Below are 21051 nucleotides of genomic sequence, written 5' to 3'. Positions count from 1 at the left end.
TGCGATCAAAATGATAAATAGTTACATAAGCCAGCAAATCGAACGAAATTTCCCCTATAAACCGACGGATGATCAGTTTTTAGCGCTTCATACGCTTACCGAATTTCTCTTGTCTGAGGAACCGGACAGCCTTCTACTGATGAAAGGCTACGCAGGAACCGGAAAAACCTCTCTGGTCGGGGCTTTGGTGAAAACGCTTAACGAACTAAAGCAAAAAACGTTTTTGTTGGCTCCAACCGGACGAGCAGCCAAAGTTTTCTCGGGCTACGCTGGCCAAAAAGCGTATACAATTCATAAAAAAATATATCGCCAACGGGCGTTTTCCAATGAGCCGACGGGCTTCATGCCGGCAGATAATTTACATAAAGATACACTTTTTATCGTCGACGAGGCTTCTATGATCGCCAACGAGGGATTGGATTCATTTGTTTTTGGTTCCGGACGCCTGTTGGACGATTTAATCCAGTATGTCTATTCCGGGGAAAACTGCCGTCTTATCCTAATGGGAGATGTCGCACAGCTTCCTCCAGTAATGCAAACGGAGAGTCCCGCCTTGAATCCTGAGATATTACGGGGTTACAACCTACAGGTTTGGGAGATAGCGTTAACTCAAGTCGTACGCCAAAGCGAAGACTCGGGAATCCTGTTCAACGCTACCCGGCTACGAGACGCACTACGAAACCACACGGTCGAGATCTTTCCGAAATTACAATTAAAAGGCTTCTCCGATTTCACGAAAGTCAATGGAGATGAGCTAATTGAGGAAATATCTTCCGCCTATAGCCGCAACGGGATGGAAGAGACAATGATTATCTCCCGCTCGAATAAACGAGCCACGATTTATAATAACGGCATACGTAACCGTATCCTATACAGGGAAGAAGAGCTATCGTCCGGCGATCGTTTAATGGTAGCGAAGAACAATTATTATTGGACAGCGAATTGCAAGGAGATGGACTTTATAGCGAACGGAGAGATCATTCAAGTCATGCGGGTACGCCGTGTCACGGAGATGTATGGCTTCCGCTTTGCCGACATCACGGCTCGTTTTCAAGATTATGATCTGGAAATCGATTTGAAAATCCTATTGGATACTTTACAGACCGACTCCCCCGCCCTCCCTAAGGAGCTAAACGACAAGCTCTTTTACACCATATTGGAAGATTACGAGGACATTCCTACCAAGGCGGGAAAAATGAAAAAGATGAAGGTAGATCCTCATTACAACGTCGTCCAAGTAAAATACGCTTATGCGGTAACCTGCCATAAAGCCCAAGGCGGCCAATGGATGAACGTCTTTCTCGATATCGGTTACATCACGGAGGAAATGCTTGGTGAGGATTTCTATCGGTGGCTCTACACGGCTTTTACCCGGGCGACCCATCACCTATATCTGGTGAATTTACCGGACGAGTTCGTCGAATGATTTACAATATTTTAAGATCGAAACTGGCAACATTGACAAGAAATACTTATTTTTGTTGCAAAACATACGTATGTCCGGATGATTTATAGCATCTGAAAAACATATAGAAATGGCAAACAAGGAAAAAATAGATTATCTATTGATCGATATCAGGGAGCTGGAGAAGTTGGTAGCCGGAATGAGGGACGCGGAAATTTATCCCGCCTCTTTCTTCAACCAGACCTTCCAGTTGACCCACAAGGTATTGAAGGAGCTTCATACGCTGGAGGAGTTTCAGTTAGAGGCTTTGCGTAAACAAATGGAGGAACACCAACGACTTATCGATTCTATTCCCGTAAGTAAACCTTTACAGATGCCGGAGGTGCAACCGGCTCCGGAAGTATCCCCTACGATCGAGGTCGTACAGGTACAAGAACCGGTCGTTGAGGAACCTATCGTAGTAGAACCAATTGTCGAAAAAGAGATCCCAGAAGAAAAGATCGTACAAGAGACAATCCCCTTGAAAGAGATAGAGATTCCACATAAAACTATATTAGCGGATAAATCCAGTATTTCACTGAATGATATATTGGAGAAAAAGAATCTTTCTGATTTCCGTAAGGCATTCAGTTTAAATGATCGTTTCCGCTTCAGAAGGGAATTATTCGGAGGAAATGAGGAGAAAATGAATAAGGCGATCGCAGACCTGAACGATCTTAGCTCGTACGAGGAGTCGGTCACTTATCTGAACAAGGTGTTGAACTGGAATATAGAAGACGCTTCCGTAGCCGATTTCATCAAGCTATTGGAAAAACGCTTCTCATAAATATACGATATGGCAAAATTGACTGTAGTCCCAACCCCTGTCGGTAACTTGGAGGATATGACATTCCGGGCGATCCATGTGCTAAAAGAAGCTGATCTTATTTTAGCGGAGGATACCCGTACGACCGGCATCTTGCTGAAACATTTCGAGATACAGAACAAGATGCAGTCCCACCACAAGTTCAATGAACATAAGACGGTGGAGCAAATCGCGGCCCGTATCAAGGGAGGCGAAAATATCGCCCTTGTTTCCGATGCCGGTACGCCGGCCATCTCCGATCCGGGATTCATGTTGGTGAGGGAATGTGTTCGCCAAGGGGTAGACGTAGAGTGCCTGCCCGGAGCTACGGCTTTCGTGCCCGCCTTGGTAGCGTCCGGATTACCCAATGAGAAGTTCTGTTTCGAGGGGTTTCTCCCTCAAAAGAAAGGAAGGCAGACCCGGCTAAAAGAATTGGCTTTGGAATACCGGACTATTATTTTTTATGAATCACCTTTCCGTCTGCTCAAGACCTTGACGCAATTCGCCGAGTTTTTCGGTACGGACCGCCAAGTATCAGTATCCCGGGAAATCTCCAAATTACACGAGGAAACCGTACGAGGCTCCTTAGAAGAAGTAATTCAGCATTTTACCGTGAACGAACCAAGGGGTGAGATTGTTATTGTATTAGCAGGCTTAAAAGATAAAAAGGACAAAGAGACAGAAAAAGATGTTTAACTTAACAAGCAAAAAGAACATGAAGAAAGTATTATTAGTATGTGTCTGCACAGCCATGCTGGCCTCTTGTGGCCAAAATTCAGCGGATTACAAGAAACTAAAGGCTGAGAACGATTCTCTACGTATCGAGAATACGAAGAACACGGATGAGCTTAATGATATGCTCTCCACCCTAAATGATATTGAATCTGATTTTCAATCTATACGTGATGCCGAGAATTATTTGACAATCCAACAACAAACCGGCGGTGAGCTAAATCAGTCACGCAGAGATCAAATCAAGCAGAACATGCAATTGATCAGCGAGACCTTGAAGAAGAACAAGGAGCAAATCAGCCAGTTGGAGGAGAAATTGAAGAAAAGCGGTATTCAATCTTCCGCATTACGAAAGACGATCGATCGTCTTTCCTCCGAGCTGGATCAAAAGGCAACGATGATTGTCGCTTTGCAAGAGGATTTGGCAAAGAAGAACGTACGTATCCAAGAATTGGACGAGATGGTAAGTTCCTTGAATGAGGATGTGGAAAGTCTGGCTACTACCGCAGCCGCTCAATCCGAGAAATTGAACGCTCAAGATAAAGCCCTTCATACGGCTTACTACTGTTTCGGTACTTCCAAGGAATTGAAGGAACAGAAGATCTTATCCGGTGGTGGCCTGTTCTCTAAATCTAAAGTATTGCAGAGTGGTTTCAACAAGGATTATTTCATCTCTATCGATATCCGTGAGGTAAAAGAAATTCCTTTGTTCGCAAGCAAGGCTAAACTAAAATCCAATCATCCGGAAGGATCTTATGAGTTCGTAGAGGATGAAGACGGAAACTTGACCTTGAAAATAAATGACGAGAAGGCTTTCTGGAGCCTAGGCAAGTATTTAGTGATCGAAGTTGGATAATGATTTATAAAAGTATATTTATCGATTTGGACGATACCCTTTGGGATACGTACCATAACAATAAAGAATGCCTTGAAGAGCTATATACCGATTACCACTTTAATCGGTATTATGCCTCCTTCGAGGCTTTCTTCGATATTTATATGCCTCATAATCTAGACTTATGGGCCAAGTACCGTTCGGGGGAAATAGACCGGCAAACCTTAATCTTGGATCGATTTCTCTACGTACTTCGTCCGCTAGGAATAGAAGATAAGAAAACCGTCTTATCGGTAAATAATGATTTCTTGCAACGCACGACCACCAAAACCCGATTAGTGCCCGGAGCCATTGAATTACTGGAATATCTCCGCCCTTCCTATCGGTTATTTATTTTATCCAATGGATTCCGTGAGGTACAATTCAAGAAACTTAGCAACGCAGGCTTGGCTCCTTATTTCGAACGGATGATCCTGTCCGAGGACGCTAATATACAAAAACCCCATAAAGGTATTTTCGACTTCGCCTTAAAGAACACGAACTCACGCCGGTCCGAGAGCTTAATGATCGGGGATAGCTGGGAAGCTGATATCATTGGGGCTTACCAATCCAAGATCGACCAGATATGGTTGAATCCGGAAGGATTACCTGCCGATGGATTCAACCCGACCCATACAGTCCGCTCTCTGGAAGAGATCAAATCCATCCTATAAACAGACCTTTCTTACAATGCCCATTATAGCATGCTTACGATGGGCATTATAAGCTCCTTAGAATGGGCATCATAAAGATCTTACAATGCCTATTCTAAGAACAACATCTTAACAGCTTATAAATAAATCGATTACTTATCGGCAGTCACCAGATATCGGCGAAAGCCCTCAGAGTATTCCGGATGATACCCGTCTCCTATCGAATCGGAACAAATAATAAAATAGTCAAGGCCGGGCACTTTAGCGCATAAGGATTTAGCCTCCTCCGAGCCTAAGACCATAAATGCGGTAGCATACGCATCAGCGGTCATGGCATCCGGAGCGACGATCGTAGCGCTAAGGATATCCCGCTGTACAGGGCAACCTTCACGAGGGTCGATCGTATGGGCGTATTTACGTCCATCCTTTATATAAAAATTACGGTAATTACCTGATGTAGCCATTCCTAACGGTTTAGGGAAGCTAACGATCTGCTCGAGTTCTTGATTCATGCCGGCAGCGTCATCCGTAGGCTTCGTGATCCCTAAGCGCCAATCCATGCCCGAGGGATTCACACCTTTCACACGCATCTCGCCACCAAACTCCACCAAATAATTACGGACCCCTTTCTTCTCCAGCATCTGAGCTATCATATCGCAAACCGTTCCATCCGCCAAAGAAGAAAAGTTCATCATCAAGCGAGGATCGTCCTTCACGATGCGATCCCCTTCTAAACGAACTTTCTGAAAACCGATAAACTGACGGACACTGTCGATATGGGCAGGGGTTACGCTATCCTTCCGGCTGAAGCCAAACCCCCAAAGGTTGATCAACGGGGCGCAAGTCACGTCGTAGGCCCCATTTGTCTCAGTAGACACTTCAAGCGCCTTCTTAAAGACTTTTTGGAAGAGCGTATCTACCCGTATGTCACGGTTCTGGTTTACCTGACTGATTACCGAAGTAGAATCAAAAGCATTAAACAGGTGGTAGAAATATTTCAACTGCTCGTCAATCTCCTTATCCAATGGTTTAGTATACTCAAACTTAATATGATAAGGTGTATGAAGCCTTCCGGATACCTCATAGTATTGGGGAGCCTGTTCACAACTTATCAACAAGATATTAACAAGTAAGCAAAGGATGGAGAATCGACTTTTCATATTAGAACTCTGATGTAAAATGGAACTTGATATCCGGGAAATCCTGTTGGGCCATCATCAAGACATAGCCGGAATCCGCTAAGTAAACATCACGGCCTTCCTTATCCAACGCCATATATTGTGCCTTACGTTTCTTGAAGTTCTCCAATGCCTGTTGGTTATCACTCTCGATCCAACAAGCCTTATATAGGCTGATCGGCTCCCATTTACATTGAGCGGCATACTCATGCAACAGGCGGTATTGAATAACCTCAAACTGCAATTGTCCCACCGTACCGATAATCTTCCGGCCATTGAATTGATTGGTAAACAACTGGGCGACACCCTCGTCCATCAATTGCTCGATACCTTTGTTCAATTGCTTTGCCTTCATCGGATCGGCGTTCTCTATATATTTGAACATCTCGGGCGAGAAGCTCGGCAATCCCTTGAAATGCAATTCCTCTCCGGAAGTCAACGTATCCCCGATCTTAAAGTTCCCGGTATCCGGCAAACCGATAATATCACCCGCAAACGCCTCATCCACCACTTCTTTCTTCTGAGCCATGAAAGCCGTCGGGCTACTGAAACGCATCATCTTACCGAAGCGTACATGCTTATAGTTCGCGTTACGCTCAAAACGACCGGAACAAATCTTCACAAAAGCGATACAACTGCGATGGTTCGGGTCCATATTCGCATGGATCTTGAAAATAAAGCCGGTGAAACTATCCTCATTCGGGTCTACCACACGCTCTACCGCATGGATCGGACGTGGCGAGGGAGCGATACGAATAAAGCAATCCAATAGCTCTTTCACACCGAAGTTATTCAGAGCGGAGCCAAAGAATACCGGAGCGATATCCCCATCCAAATACGTATTCACATCAAATTCGGGATAAACCCCCTCTATCAACTCTATATCCTCACGAAGCTTTGCGGCTTGCGTAGGATCAATATAAGTCTCGAGATCCGGACTCGTGATATCCTTGAATTCCACATTCTCCGTCACATATTGCTTACTCGGGGTATATAGGTTCAGTTTCTGCTCGAAAATATTGTATACGCCCCGGAAACGTTGTCCCATATCGATCGGCCAACTCAATGGGCGTACCTTTATCTGTAATTCTTCTTCTATCTCATCCAGCAAATCAAAAGGATCTTTACCATCACGGTCCATCTTGTTGACAAAAACGATCACCGGAGTCTTACGCATACGGCAAACCTCCATCAACTTACGAGTCTGCGCCTCTACTCCCTTAGCGATATCGATCACGATAATAACGCTATCCACCGCCGTCAAGGTACGGAACGTATCCTCGGCGAAATCTTGGTGGCCCGGTGTATCCAAGATATTAATCTTATGATCGGAATAATCAAAAGCCATTACGGAGGTAGCTACGGAGATACCGCGTTGCTTCTCAATCTCCATCCAGTCGGACGTGGCAGTCTTCTTGATTTTATTAGACTTCACCGCTCCCGCTACATGGATAGCGCCACCAAATAACAATAATTTCTCGGTAAGCGTAGTCTTACCGGCATCCGGGTGGCTGATTATGGCAAACGTTCTTCTTCTTTCAATCTCTTCTGAATACTGGCTCATTCTATTTTATATGTATATATTGTTATCAGTTACACTTTGTTATTCATGCAGTAGGCCAAGCTAGTCTCCCAATGGGGAATCGTCAGTCCGTACGTGCTTTTTATCTTACCTTTATTCAATACGCTATAATGCGGCCGGCTGGCCGGTGTCGGATAATCCTTGGTCTCTATGGGTATCACCCGGTTATTCATACCTGCTATTTGCAAGATCTTTACCGTAAAATCATACCAGCTACACACCCCCTCGTCCGAGAAATGATAGATACCCGGTATAAATTTACCCGCCTCGGCACGTTCCAGCACGGCAAGCATAGCGACCGCTAAATCTCCGGCATAAGTAGGCGTACCCACTTGGTCGAATATGAAACGCAACTCATCCCGCTCCTTTCCCAAACGCAATACCGTCTTCATAAAATTGTTTCCATACTCGGAATACAACCAAGCCGTACGGATAATCACGGAATCCGGACACACCTCCATCAAGGCCTGCTCTCCCGCCAGTTTCGTACGTCCATATACGGAAACAGGACAAGTCGCATCGCTTTCCAGATAAGGACGGCAACTCGTTCCATCGAACACATAATCGGTAGATACATGAATCACCTTCGCACCCACGGCATGAGCGGCCTCACCTAAGTTCCGTACCGCATCCCGGTTGATGCGCATACACAGATCCTCATGCTCCTCCGCTTTATCCACCGCCGTATAAGCGGCGCAATTCATGACATATTGAACATCATTTTCCAAGACATATTTCCGGACGGCCTCCTTGTCGCAAATATCCAACGTATCTATATCCGTAAAAAGAAAATTATAGCCGGGATACTGGCTGATACGAGCGTGGATAGAATTTCCCAATTGACCGTTCGCTCCGGTTACCAAAACTGTCTTCATGTCTATATCTATTATTAATCCTCTAGTTTAAGTTCCCCTTTCATATCTTCCCGATATTTCTCGGCGAGCAACGCCAAGAAGGAACTGATTTGTTTAATACCCTCTAACGTCTCCGCACTCACCTCTTTCCCTTGCATACGCAAAAGCAGATAGCCATATACGGCGGCGAAACAAGTTTCTAGCTCCGGCAGATCCTCTCCACCCGATTTAGCCCGGAGCTGTACGATATAAGGAAGCGTCTTATAATAAGCTGCGCTATAAACCATCTCTTTCGGAGATTTCAAAAGACGAAGATGCAAATCGGTCAAAGTAATAATCACATTCTTGTTCAATTGGATGTGACCTTTCTCCATCACCCCTTCGCTACGCATCATCTCGATCAATTCCTCATACCATTGAGCGATTTCCTTCTTCACCTCCTCGGGCTGGTCGTAATGGGCGATCACCGTGCGGTTGATCGAATCCATATCGAACTTATTCGCCCGGATCAAGTCCTCAACCTGCCACATATAAAGCAGATATTCAGCGATATTCTCTTTTCTTTTTTGTCTAGCTATTATCATATCGGCAAAGATAAACTATATTCCGATAACGCTTGATAAAAATCCGCGTCTTTAACGCCTAACTGCCGGCAAGCCAAACGTGCCGCATTCAGATTGATCAAGAAATAGCGATTGGGAATCCGCACCGGATAGTCTCCGTAGCGAGTATGCAGAAAAGTCTGCCCGTCTTTCTCCACGACCGGATGTTCCTCAAAAGGGATAGCGGTGATATCGCTCCGGACGTCCCCTGCCAACTGACTGACAGTATCATCACCTCCAAAATAAATCAATTTCCCTTCCCGCTCAATAGAAACGGAGAAAGATTGATAAGTGGATAAATAGGCCTCCGGAGTCGCATGATCCGTCTCGGTAGACCAAGATAAATTCGTCAGGATGGCGATATGCGGACGATAGAATTCCAATTGGAAACGCTTGTCCAAGGCAGAGGTGATATGCTCATCTCCTTCGATCAAAGCGATACGTGCCTCATAACTCAAATGTATCCGATTCGGAAGCGAGTCCACCTTGCTAGTCAACGCATAGTCGAACGCCAACTTTTGCCGGCGCAACGCACAGACCATCATGGAAATAATTGTCTTCTTTCCACGACTACCCGCCACAACAACCCGAGTTTTCGACCGAGTCCGTTGAAATATAAATTCCGGAATGGATTGGATTAACATCCCCAATTCCTTCGCACGCAATAATTCCGGGTTATCTTGCTTTACTTTAGCACCCAAAACCACCGAGTGAATATCTTTTATTAATTTCTCCGGAAACCACCCATCCCCATAACAGGTACAGCCTGCGTTATGAAGTCTTCCTATCATCTCTTCAGTCAGACCACAACCGGAAGCGCTTACCTCATATCCTTTTTCTCGAAGTGCTAGGGCTAGATCTAAAACCAAAGGTTCGGTTACGGAGATCAAATGAACTTTTCGCATCGTTTTGATTTTAGCGCAAAAGTACGACTTTTATAAATACCTTCGGCACAAAGAAGCGAAAAATTAGATGCCCTCGATACGTTTAATGGTCGTGACCTCTTCTTTTCCCGAGGCCTCGACCAGCCTTTCCTTCGAGATTAGAACCGGAGTCCGTATAAATTCCGGGACATTAAAAGAGAACAGGGAACGCTCATAATAATCCGGAGACGCTTGCGGTAACAAGAAGGGCTTGCCGCACTGCCCCCGCTCATCCACATGCACCAAATACGGACGTGTGAAAAGCCCATCGCCCCGCCGGCTGGAAAAGACAAACCAACGACTATTGCCGCTCCAAGAATGATAGCTCTCTACATCCGGGCTATTCACTTCCGGCAAAGAATCGATTGCCCCGGTAGACAGATCCAGCATATGCAAATCCGCATCCTTATGCCAAATAGAGAAATTGCCATAATCGGACACCGTATAAAGTAGCCGCTTCCCATCCGGGGAGACTCTCGGGAACTTAACACTCCGGCCCGCTTCTCTCGCATTATATAAGGTATCCACTTGGGTTCCAATCGAACCGTCTTTCGGATCAAAAGCGACTCGTAACAGGTTATACCGGACATCCCGATAATTTTCTGGCATACAGACAGAATCCGCCGAACAGAACAGCAGATAGTTGCCATCCGGAGTAAAAGTGGGAAAAGTCTCATAACACGCCATAGAAGCCAATAATGGCGAACTGAATACCCTCTCCTTCTCCGTGTCATAGATCAGCACGTCCGATTCCACGTCATATACCTCAATCCGATTCTCATCGGAAAGATGGAAGTCCTGGTGGGTCTCATTGGTAGAAAAAGCAACATACCGGCCGGATGGATGCCAATACGGATAAACGAACGAAGCCGGCTTACCGTCCCGTTCCAACGCAATCTTCTTTACCTGCCGATGATCAATCAAGTAAGTCCCATTATGAGAACCCCGCTGATGAAAAAGCATTTGTTCCCCTTGTCGCTCACAAAAGGCATGGCAGTTCATACAACTATTATTTGTCGATTGGTTATCAAGAATAGACTTTTCAACATAGTTTTCAACACATCGTTGATAAATCCCCATCTCGTTCCACATCCGATATCCGGGAAAAATACGGCGATACACCAAATAAGCGTCAACGGAATCTCTTGACACATAGATAGGGAAACTCATTTGTTTCCAATCACTTTGAGGTTCTCGAAAATAAACCGTCACATCTATTTGTTTTCCTTGTGCGTCCTGCGATAAGACCTTCCAATCCGTTTCCGGCAGGTTGAAAACACCATGATCGGCTGCGATTATCAACTCCCCATTCATAGTTTTCAACCGAATTATCCCCTGTAGCTGTTGATCAACCAACTTGAAATTGGGAGGGGCCATATTGACCGGTACAGTAACTTCCCTGTAATCCGGAAACACGTCAGTTTCTCCTTGTTCCGCTTGCGTAGGAACTTCCGGCCTACAAGCTACAAGTTCCAAAAGACAACCTATAATCCAACAGATAGATAATCGCTTCATTGTTCTTCTCCTTTAAAGATCTTGAAATAGAAATAATACCAATAGGTATCTCCAAATTGTCGATATATCGAGGACACATCCACTTGGTTGGCAGATCGTCCCAAAACCTGCTTGAATTCCCGGTATCGGTCTACGATCTCCGGCTGTATGGAATAGGAGGAAAGCGATATACTGTCTTTGTCCGCCAACAACAATCCGGCTTCTTGGAAATGCCGGGGTATCGGTTCCCCCTTCATGAAAGGTGTTTCTTCCAAGAATCGGCCAAATGCATCCAGCTTCTTACCCAACAAATAATAACATCCCCGGTATTCCCAACTGATCCGATGATCCGGAAGATTGTATCCACTCCATAAGGAATCGACAGGTACGGACAAACTCAGTCGATCCCTTTTCTCAACAGGCATATATTTGTCACTCAACTCCGGATCTTTATCCATTAATTCCGGATGTACCAGATAGGTAGCATAACGGCAAGCCCAATCTTTATAGAATGGCATAGCGGCAAGCAAGTCCAAATATTTCTTGGCCAGCGCCACCTCACCCCTAATCAGACAAACTTGCACGAAACGTTGCAACATGCGGGCACTCCCTTTACGTTTGGCTTGCGTAAATCCGTCCATCGCAAAACTTTCAGACAAAGAGACATCGCCAACAAGAAAATGAACATCGCTCAATAAACGATCCATGTAAAAGGTCTGATTCCAATCGGCACATAAGCTTTTCGTTCCTTTCTGATCGAAAGTAAACATCCGGTCGGCCAATTCTCCCTTATGGGCCAACGACATATTCAAATAGTTTAAGCTAACATAATTATAGATCTGCTTTCCCCGGTACTTATCAATAATAGCGTCCCATTGCCTCTCCCGGGCTAAGAAAGAGAGCTCGTCAAGCATCATGCGTTGCGCATGCCAAGGTTCCGGCAGGCAAAACCGTATGGATACCAGCACCGTGATCAGACAAACAACAAGGGCTACCCGATCCATCCATTTACTCTTCTCGCCAATCACCGGAACAAAGCGAGCGAATAAAGCAACACCGACAATCGAAAGGGTAAAGAAAGTCCATACACGATACATATAATAATGAGGTAATCGCTGTATCTCCAGATAGGCTTCCGGCATCCATCCATCAGACAAAGGTACAGGAATCTCTAACCATCCGCTAAACAAATATATAAAAAGCGCTGGGATCAAGCAGGCAGAGGCGGCCAATCTTTGCCGCGACGTTTTGTAGCGGAGTAAGGCTAACAGCGTATATAAGAAAGCGTAACAGACAGATAGAAGCCCGGTCAGCCCACATAAAAAAAGTGTAGAGGCAATTCCGTATCCGGCAATAGAACCCGCCCTCCGCACCTTTAGCGAGACCGACAAAGCTAAAAGCATCAAAACCACGCCAACCGTCCCGTCCACCAAATACTCCCCATGAATACTCATCTTAACCAGATACAGGACCGGCAATAAAGAAAGGAACAGCAGGTAGGTCTTGTCAGAAAAACAACGCAAGATCCTATAGACCATAAATCCGCAACCAACGAGTAAAACCGTATGGAAAACCACCGCCGACATAGGCTGCCGGTAGTATTGAATGATCCATTGCCCGGCGACAGCGCAAAATCCTCCCGGCTGAAAAAGGAACTCCCGGATATACCACCACTCAGGTATAAACAATTGCATCTCCTCCTGACCGACAAACACAAACACGCCAAAAAGCAGGAAATAATAAAAAATAGCAGCTGCCGAAAAAGACCAGAAAAGCGTTTGTTTCCAGTTCATATACTTAATAGATTATTATTCCACCAACCATCGCTCGATGTTACGGGTCACAGAGGAGAAGTTCACGCCGATCTTAAAAACTTGCCGCGGATCACTCGCAAAGGGAAGCGCATACTGTCTCTCCTCAATCTGGCGCAACGCCTCCTCGGCGGTGCCGTTCAGCTTGAATTCCATCACGTAGATATAGCGATCGGTCTTTAAAACGAGATCAATACGCCCTTGTGAGGTATGATATTCCACCTGCGTATAAAGTCCAACCAACTTAAATACGATAAAAAGCACGTTCCGGTAATGCAACTCCGTATCACGCTCCGGCTTCTGACCGGCGATCACCTCATAGGGTGTATCAGCGAAGAAGCTTTGCAAGCGGCGGAAGAACGCATCGTAATCACCGGAGCGTATCTCTCGTACGAATTGCCCGATCTCGAAAGGGGTCTTGGGCGCACTAACACTCGTGTAAAATGGAAGGAGATATTTCACGAAACCCTCTTCCACTTCCCGGTTCGGGAAACCTAGCCGGTAGATACCAAATTCAGGATCGTAATCCTTGATCGTCAAGTAGCCACTCTGGTAGATCACGGGGACGGGATTTATCGAGGCAGAGTCAATACTGTTCAACACATCCACATCGGTCTCCGTGTTCGCCATCTCATAAAGGTCGTAATGGGTATGCTTGAGTAATTCAACAAGGTAAGAGGGCCTACCGGTCTCGAACCAATAATCGCCGAATTTCCGGCGAGCGAACGTATTCAGCAGGCTGAAAGGATTATACATACCGATGGAATTCTCCACGAAATGGTATCCATCATAGCATTCTTTGAGTCTCAGGCAGGTCTCCTCGTAGGTCATATCTTGCGCTCCGGCCAGTTCCCTCACCTCATCTTCCAGACAAGTATGTATCTCTTTCTCCGTGATGCCACATATCTCCACGTAACGATCGTCCATCGATATGTCCATGAGGTTATTCAAATCGCTAAACACGCTTACCTTTCCAAACTTCGTCACCCCAGTCAGCAAGGCGAAACGGATGGCTCCATCCATCGTCTTCAACACGCCGTAAAAAGGCTTCAACATGTTCCGCAACTGATCCTGCATATCCTCATCGTGCAGGTTCTGCAATAAGGGCTTGTCATACTCGTCAATCAATATCACCACGCGATGCCCGGTCTGGCGGTAAGCCTGTTCTATCACATAGCTAAAACGCTCCTCCAAGGCACGTCCCTGTTTCTCCGTTCCATACAGAGCCTCCCATTTCTCCAAGAATTCATTCAAGATACTAGTCAGCGCGGCAGTGTCTTTATAATAACGAGTATTCAGATCCAGATGCAAGACCGGATATACCTCCCAGTCTTTCTCCAACCGTTCCATCGCCAACCCCTCGAACAGCTCCCTCTTTCCTTGGAAATAGGCCTCCAACGTAGATAGCAAGAGACTCTTGCCGAAACGCCGCGGACGACTCAAGAAATAGTAACTTCCGGTCTTAACCAACTGATAAATCAAAGCTGTCTTATCAATATAGAGATAACCGTCTTTACGGATCTTCTCGAAGTTCTGTATGCCGATAGGATAAATTGTCTGACTCATAACGATGATCGTTTAGATATACTTACCATGAACAAAGATAGACATTCCTTTTTATCGGAACAAGATAAGAACATATGATCTCAAAAACTTTCCTTGACAATACGCTTGACTGGCAGGAAAAAACGCTTGATCAAACGCAATTCCTCCCATTTTGAATAAGAACTAATAGCAGATCACATCGTTGAAGATAATACAGAGATCGGTCATATTCTCCCATACAAGTTATATATCCTCTAAGACCGTAACTTAAAGAATACAATCCAATCATTCGTATTATCATCTATTTGGGATACATCCACACCCTTCAAAAACGGATAGGTATCTTGATAATTCGGGGCCGCTTTGGCGATTTCCCCTACGACCTCTTTCAGCTCTACGGCATTGACCAGTTGGTAAAACTCCCGGCTCTTCTCATCATATCCGTCCGGTGCCCTGTAGCCTCCGAAGAACAAATCGTAAGGTTGCCCCCAGTTCTTATTCAGAAGATAAGTATCCGACTTACGGTTATAATAAACCACACATGGATCCCAGATCAAAGAAGGCGCAAACACAACCCAGTCGTCCGTAACGGTCAAGCGATCGAATGAGAGAATGGCCTTATCTCCCTCGCGGTATTCACGGAACCGGTTGGCGATCTCCTCATCCGTACCACTAAACATATTGGAGGGGATATTCATGCCTTTGAAGTCAAGCGTGGCGAAGGCAGACACGGTATCTTCCAGCTGATAGATGGATGGATCAAAATAATTTGTCAACAAGATCCGATCGCCATATCTCTTCAACGAATGATAGGTGGACTGAGAGATTTGCTGTTTCAATAAGTTCTTATCGCTAGGTAAATATTCGGAGATCGTACCATCCGGACGATATAGGGTTAGCTGATAAGGCTGGATATAATTGGAAGCGACAGCTATCGTGCCATCTTTAGCGACAGCTACCTGACGACCATCATTTTTCAGGGGAACAGTTTTGAGATAATTACCCTCATAGTCATACAGCTGGATCTTCGTATTATCCAAAGCATAAACCTTATTGTCAAACAAAGCCATATTGAATAGCACGTTATATTCCTCCGGGCCTTGCCCGTTCCGAAAGATCTTGTTCTTGAACTTACCATCCCTGCCGAAACGGAAAATCACACGCTGAGAAGCATCTAAAAGGAATATATCATCATCTGCCAAATGGATGGTAGAGGCGGAGCCTTTAAACAGGATACTGTCTCCCGACTCCAAAGGTAACAACCGGATCTCCATACCGGCCAGAAATCTATCAATACTTTCTTTGGGTGATTCCGACTTCAAATCTACTTGATAGACAGATAGAGTCTTCTCTAGTTGTGCCTCATTTTTCTTTTCGGTACACCCTTGCAATAATAATACACCGCAAAAAAACAAGCTAATTAATTGTTGTTTCATCACGTTATAAATCAATCAAAATTATATGCCGGAAAACGCAGTAGTACTTACTTCGTCTACGAATATATACTTATTTGCCCGATGAAGTATATATTCTCCAGTCAAGTAAGTACTACTGCGTTTTCCACGCCATATCAGAAAAAGGAGGTATGCCTCTGCAACATACCTCCTTTTTTATATTAAGTCTAACTTATTAATATCCCGGGTTCTGTTCCAACAACGGGTTCGCACCCAATGACAATTGATGCAATGGATAACGATTGTATTTCTCATCGTTCGTAGCCTTATGATCCCACCAATCCTCTGTCACATATGCGTCCCAACGGATCAAGTCCGTACGACGACGGGCCTCGCGCAAGAACTCTTGCATCCATTCCTTCAGCATACGGTATTTATCCAAATTGGCAGCGGTAACAGGATCCGGGTCGTTTCCACCCTCGAAGTTACGCTTACGGATGGAGTTGATGATATCGGCCGCACCATTCTTATCGCCCAAACGCATCTTACATTCCGCCAAAGTATAATAGATCTCTGTCAGACGAATTACAGGACAATCTGGGTTGAAACGTTCCTTGAACTCATCTTGATTAGGCAGAGGACTAAATTTAAGAACACGCACGCCTGAGTTCTCCTCTGCATCGGCAATCGTAGAAGTCAGATCCTTAAGACTGGCTACCGTATTGCCCACCTGGCTGATATGAGCGATCTGGTCTACGACATTCAAGACCTTGCCGGCATACTCGCGGGCACCCAGACATTTATACTCGGGGAAATCCGGGTTTTGCAACTCACCAACGATAAACATACCACGGTATTTGCGACCACCCTCATATACATACTGCTGCTTACGGATATCCTTGTCGTTGAATGTCTCGTATGGATTACCTACGTTAAACTTATACAAGTTACCCTCCGGATCGCGACTAGGGCATAGGCAAAGCCCATTATTACCACTAGCATCCTGCAAGCCCCCTAAGAAATCCTTGAAATTATAGGGAAGAGTGAAGGCAGTCAAACCACCATCCGTCTCACCTTTGGCATTCTCGGAAGGTACTGTCCAGATAATCTCCGGGCAAGTCTCATTACCCCAACCAAAGATCTCGGTGAAATGGTTGGCCAATTTATACTGACCATACTTTCCATCGATAATATCCTGACAAATCTTAGCGGCCTCCTCATACATCGGTTTATTGATATACGATTCAGCGTTGAAATACAAACGAACCTTCAAAGCCGCAGCCACAGCACGATGGATAACGTTCGTCTCGGGTGCTCCCAAGGTCTCCTTCAACGGAAGATTCGGCATAGATACATCCAACAAGGAGTCGATAAAATGGAAAGTCTCCACATCTGTAGCACGAGCCTTCACATCCTCCTTCGTAGATGTGTAAAGAGGCATACCACCAAACATGTCCAAACCATCCAAATAAAAAGAGGCAGCCAATACGTTCAACTGATTAATCATTGATACACGATCCTCCTCAGTCAAACCCACCGATACGAAATCAATATTCTCCAAATCCTCCAAGGCACTCCACGACTGAGCCACACCCATCGTCGTCAAGTCCCATCCATCCTTCATCGGGCTCATATCATCCATAAAATGATGATGATGCATGTTCTGATAAACGGCGCCATCAAACCAGTCATTACCACGAGTAGGCACACACATAGCATCAGTTCCCACTTCCATCAAGCGCACACGAGCGTCGTTATGAGCTACCCACCAACGCCAATGCGTAAAAGGACGATTAAAACGCGACCAAACCGCGTCTGCATTCGTATAATACGTGTCGGGAACAACCTGCGAATAGAACGTAGGATCCACGTCACAAGAGGTACCCAGCAGCAAGCAAGCAGCTCCGGCTACCAACCAATTTGTTATCTTGCTAATTTTCATTTTCTTCTTACCTTTTTAGAATGTTACTTGAATACCTAACGTATAGGTGCGAACTATCGGATCACAGTTCCAAACCTTATCGACACCGCCTTCCCAACCGGTAATATTCACTTCCGGATTATGTCCGCTATATCCTGTAATAGTCGCTACATTGCCGACAGTTCCATATACACGCAGGCGCTCTGCCCATTTTGTATACTTACTCAACGCCAATGTATAACCTAACGTAATCGCATCAATTTTCAAGAACGAGCCATCCTCCAAGAAGTAGTCACAAAGCTGCTTCACGCCGCGAATGTCCTTATACTTCGGATCGTCAAGCGCCGGTTTCCAAAGATTCCACTGGCCGGCACCACTCTGTCCCTGGATACCCAAGTACATCGGATAAGTATTCAAGACATCGAAACCTATCCAACTACGCATATTAATACCCAAGTCAAAATTCTTATAGGTAAAGGTATTGTTCCATCCCATCATCACCTTAGGTAGATAATTACCGATATATTGTTTGTCGTCTACACTCTTTTGGGAAGCAGGTATAACCTCACCATCCTTATTGTACAAAAGGAAGTCTCCTTTATCGTCGAATCCAGCGAATTTCCACATATGGAACGCACCGATCTCTGCCCCCTCTTCAATACGAGAGGCATCGCCCGGCCATCCCGGTTCATCCATAGCGTTACCATCCATACGTGAATTGTTACCATACATCGTAAGGATCTTACCTGAGTTATGGCTCATATTCAAGCTGGAAGTCCAAGTGAAGTCCTTATTCTGGATGATGTCACCACCAACCTCGAACTCCCATCCTTTACTCTCCATCTCGCCAATGTTCTGCCATTGTTTGCCATTTGGATACGGTGGCTGTGGAACATTCACCTCGTAGATCATGCCATCGATCTTACGACGATAGTAATCGAACTTACCATACATACGGTTGCCAAAGAATGAGTAATCCACACCGATATTCCACTCTTTCTTCTCTTCCCATCCCAAATAAGGGTTCACGTTAGAGCTCGGTCCATAAACAAACGCCCAGCTACCACTCGGAAGCATCCAATATTGGTCGCGACTTAACGTATTAGCCATATAGGAAGCATCGAAGTCGTTATTACCGGTCACACCATAACCGAAACGGATCTTCAAGTCATTTACCCAATCAAACTCTTTCATGAATTCCTCACCAGATACACGCCAACCTCCAGACAACGCCCAGAAATTACCCCAACGGTTCTCTGCGGCAAACTTCGAGGAACCCTCATGGCGGATCGTAGCCGTTACCATATATTTATCATTATATGAATAATTGGCACGGGCATAAAGAGCGAACAAACGTTCCGTAATATCTTTTTTAGATCCCATCTTTGCCTTACCGTCGGTCAAATAAGATCCGGATTCCAAGTCCCAATATTTCAGGCCTTCTACACCGAAATCATAGTTCTCCGCATTGAAATTCTCTCCATTCTTCTCGAAATAAGAGTAACCGGCAACGGCATTTAAGCTATGACCTCCCTTAAATTCTTTCAGGTAAGTGAAGTAACCCTCAGAAGTAAGATGTTCGGTCTTCGAGAATTCCAATTTCGCCCAACCACCGCGGTTGTTTGTCACCTCCTCTCGGTGATAGCGAGAACGGAACTGGTGCAACTCCCACTGACGGTTCTCGTAACCCAATGTCTGAGAATAGCTCAAACCTTCAATCGGCTTGATGTTCAATTTCATCGTCACCTCAGGCTTAAACCATTTATCCAAGCCCTCGTAGTCGGAAAGCATACGATCCGCTACGATATTGTAGTCCAAAGTTTCTCCGGTCCATACGTTATATCCGCTCGGGCTTTCCGGGTCAAATGGGGAACGAGTCGGGTTATTATACAACGCCTGCTTGAAGTTTGCCTTCTTATCCTCATCCGATCCATCGGAAGTACGAGCAGTCTGACGATAATCCACGATCGGACGGATCTCTAACCAACCATCGAACAGCTTAAAGTTTGCATTCAAGCGTCCACCATAGTCCTTACGGTTATCCTTAATCGTGATGCCTTCGTTGGTCTCATAGAAGAAAGAGGTGTACACTTGTGCGTTCTCGGTACCTAGCTCCAAAGAGAGGTGATGTTTTTGCGAGAAGTTATCCTTCTGCAAAAGAGCGTCCCACCAATCAGCGTTCTGCCCGTAATCAATGATATTCACGTCCGTACGATTACGATACTCATCGGCGGTCATCATATCTGGACGGCCATAGTTTTGTTTCTTCGAAAGCTCAGTACTATAATTCAATTTTACTTTACCATTCGTGTTAGAACCACTCTTCGTTGTGATCAAGATCACACCCGAAGCAGCACGTGTACCATAGATCGCACCAGCGGAAGCATCTTTCAGCACATCGATAGATTTGATATCGTCTTGGTTCAAGGCACGAATATCACCTCCCGGGAAACCATCGACAACGATCAATGGAGCCTTACCAGAGTTGATAGAGGTCAAACCACGCAACTGGATCGTGGTCGTACCATTGGCACTACCATTATTTTGCAAGATCAAACCGCTGATCTTACCTTGCAAAGAGCTGGTGATATCGGCACCACCCACACCCTTCATCATATCGCCGGCAGACAATGAGGTAACGGAGCTGGTCACTTGCTTCTTCTCCATCGTACCGTAACCTACGACCACGACCTCTTCAAGAGCCTGGGAATCTTCCGACAACGTAACATTTATAACACTTTGACTGCCAACCGGGACTTCCTTGGTCGTGTAACCGATATAAGAGATTTCCAAAACAGCGTTTGCGGGCACATCTTGCAACGTAACCGAGCCGTTCATGTCGGTTACGTTACCGATAGTAGTTCCCTTGACCAACACGTTCGCGCCGATCAACTCACCCATTGAATCTGAAACCTTAACCGTAACAGTCTTACCATTTTGCATGACCGATTCAACATTCGGTCCGTAGTTGTGCGAGGGTTCCACAGCCGCCAATCCTTGAAAGGAGGCCATACATAGGAATCCCGTGGTAAGCATCATAACACTTGGTTTGAACAAGCTTAAACACAATTGCTTGCTCTTCTTACTACATTTTTCCATCTTTATTATTAAATGGTTATAATTAATTGAGATTAACAATATTCAAACACCAAAAACCTACTTTCTGCTATCTCTGAGCGCAGTCCCTAATAAAAATGACTAGCTAAAACGTTCGTTTAGACTAGTCGTCCGCGAAGTTA

General features: G+C 45.3%; 16 protein-coding genes. 5 read left to right on the top strand and 11 right to left on the bottom strand.

Annotation, left to right across the window (positions count from 1 at the left end; genetic code table 11):
- The first annotated feature begins 10 nt into the window (after positions 1-10).
- From QVP94_RS01545 to QVP94_RS01525, 5 genes are all read left to right on the top strand, one after another.
- The gene (locus QVP94_RS01545; RefSeq protein WP_022191807.1) at positions 11-1426 is read left to right on the top strand and encodes an ATP-dependent DNA helicase; all 1416 of its coding nucleotides are present in this window, start codon (positions 11-13) and stop codon (positions 1424-1426) included.
- Between the two features lie 109 nt (positions 1427-1535).
- The gene (locus QVP94_RS01540) at positions 1536-2231 is read left to right on the top strand and encodes a DUF8457 domain-containing protein (protein WP_022191806.1); all 696 of its coding nucleotides are present in this window, start codon (positions 1536-1538) and stop codon (positions 2229-2231) included.
- A gap of 9 nt (positions 2232-2240) precedes the next feature.
- A complete protein-coding gene (gene rsmI, locus QVP94_RS01535; protein ID WP_022191805.1) occupies positions 2241-2945 on the top strand; it encodes a 16S rRNA (cytidine(1402)-2'-O)-methyltransferase in 705 nt (234 codons plus the stop codon).
- A 19-nt stretch (positions 2946-2964) separates the two neighbouring features.
- Positions 2965-3837 carry a Cbp1 family collagen-binding glycoprotein adhesin gene (locus tag QVP94_RS01530; protein ID WP_005861330.1) on the top strand — a complete coding sequence of 291 codons (873 nt, stop codon included), beginning with the start codon at positions 2965-2967 and terminating at the stop codon, positions 3835-3837.
- Positions 3837-4529 (top strand): YjjG family noncanonical pyrimidine nucleotidase, encoded by a 693-nt coding sequence (locus QVP94_RS01525; RefSeq protein ID WP_008773844.1) that lies wholly within the window; start codon positions 3837-3839, stop codon positions 4527-4529. Before QVP94_RS01530 ends, QVP94_RS01525 begins: the two co-directional genes overlap by 1 nt.
- A gap of 131 nt (positions 4530-4660) precedes the next feature.
- Here the strand turns inward: QVP94_RS01525 and QVP94_RS01520 are convergent, their stop codons facing one another.
- From QVP94_RS01520 to QVP94_RS01470, 11 genes are all read right to left on the bottom strand, one after another.
- Positions 4661-5668: an FAD:protein FMN transferase gene (locus QVP94_RS01520; protein ID WP_022191804.1), complete on the bottom strand. Its 1008-nt coding sequence runs from the start codon at positions 5666-5668 to the stop codon at positions 4661-4663.
- A 1-nt stretch (position 5669) separates the two neighbouring features.
- Positions 5670-7250: a peptide chain release factor 3 gene (locus QVP94_RS01515; RefSeq protein ID WP_022191803.1), complete on the bottom strand. Its 1581-nt coding sequence runs from the start codon at positions 7248-7250 to the stop codon at positions 5670-5672.
- Between the two features lie 29 nt (positions 7251-7279).
- Positions 7280-8143: a dTDP-4-dehydrorhamnose reductase gene (gene rfbD, locus QVP94_RS01510; protein ID WP_008773846.1), complete on the bottom strand. Its 864-nt coding sequence runs from the start codon at positions 8141-8143 to the stop codon at positions 7280-7282.
- Between the two features lie 14 nt (positions 8144-8157).
- On the bottom strand, positions 8158-8706 hold the full coding sequence (locus QVP94_RS01505) for a DUF4924 family protein (protein WP_005861320.1): 549 nt from the start codon (positions 8704-8706) through the stop codon (positions 8158-8160).
- The gene (locus QVP94_RS01500; protein ID WP_008773847.1) at positions 8703-9629 is read right to left on the bottom strand and encodes a Mur ligase domain-containing protein; all 927 of its coding nucleotides are present in this window, start codon (positions 9627-9629) and stop codon (positions 8703-8705) included. Before QVP94_RS01500 ends, QVP94_RS01505 begins: the two co-directional genes overlap by 4 nt.
- A gap of 63 nt (positions 9630-9692) precedes the next feature.
- Positions 9693-11162 (bottom strand): TolB family protein, encoded by a 1470-nt coding sequence (locus QVP94_RS01495; RefSeq protein ID WP_009276472.1) that lies wholly within the window; start codon positions 11160-11162, stop codon positions 9693-9695.
- The gene (locus QVP94_RS01490; protein WP_022191802.1) at positions 11159-12934 is read right to left on the bottom strand and encodes a DUF6057 family protein; all 1776 of its coding nucleotides are present in this window, start codon (positions 12932-12934) and stop codon (positions 11159-11161) included. The genes QVP94_RS01495 and QVP94_RS01490 overlap by 4 nt, the downstream gene beginning before the upstream one ends.
- Positions 12935-12949: 15 nt before the next feature.
- A complete protein-coding gene (locus QVP94_RS01485; protein WP_005861312.1) occupies positions 12950-14518 on the bottom strand; it encodes a PD-(D/E)XK nuclease domain-containing ATP-binding protein in 1569 nt (522 codons plus the stop codon).
- Between the two features lie 233 nt (positions 14519-14751).
- Positions 14752-15933, bottom strand: coding sequence for a DUF4934 domain-containing protein (locus QVP94_RS01480; protein ID WP_005861310.1), 1182 nt, complete (start codon positions 15931-15933; stop codon positions 14752-14754).
- 193 nt (positions 15934-16126) lie between these two features.
- Positions 16127-17833: a RagB/SusD family nutrient uptake outer membrane protein gene (locus QVP94_RS01475; protein WP_005861308.1), complete on the bottom strand. Its 1707-nt coding sequence runs from the start codon at positions 17831-17833 to the stop codon at positions 16127-16129.
- 15 nt (positions 17834-17848) lie between these two features.
- The gene (locus QVP94_RS01470; RefSeq protein WP_005861306.1) at positions 17849-20911 is read right to left on the bottom strand and encodes a SusC/RagA family TonB-linked outer membrane protein; all 3063 of its coding nucleotides are present in this window, start codon (positions 20909-20911) and stop codon (positions 17849-17851) included.
- Positions 20912-21051: the final 140 nt, after the last annotated feature.

This window comes from Parabacteroides sp. CAG:2 (genome assembly GCF_000436315.1).
Taxonomy (GTDB): domain Bacteria; phylum Bacteroidota; class Bacteroidia; order Bacteroidales; family Tannerellaceae; genus Parabacteroides; species Parabacteroides distasonis.
The sequence above is the reverse complement of the archived record's forward strand: the minus strand, read 5'-3'. Positions and strand labels throughout refer to the sequence as shown.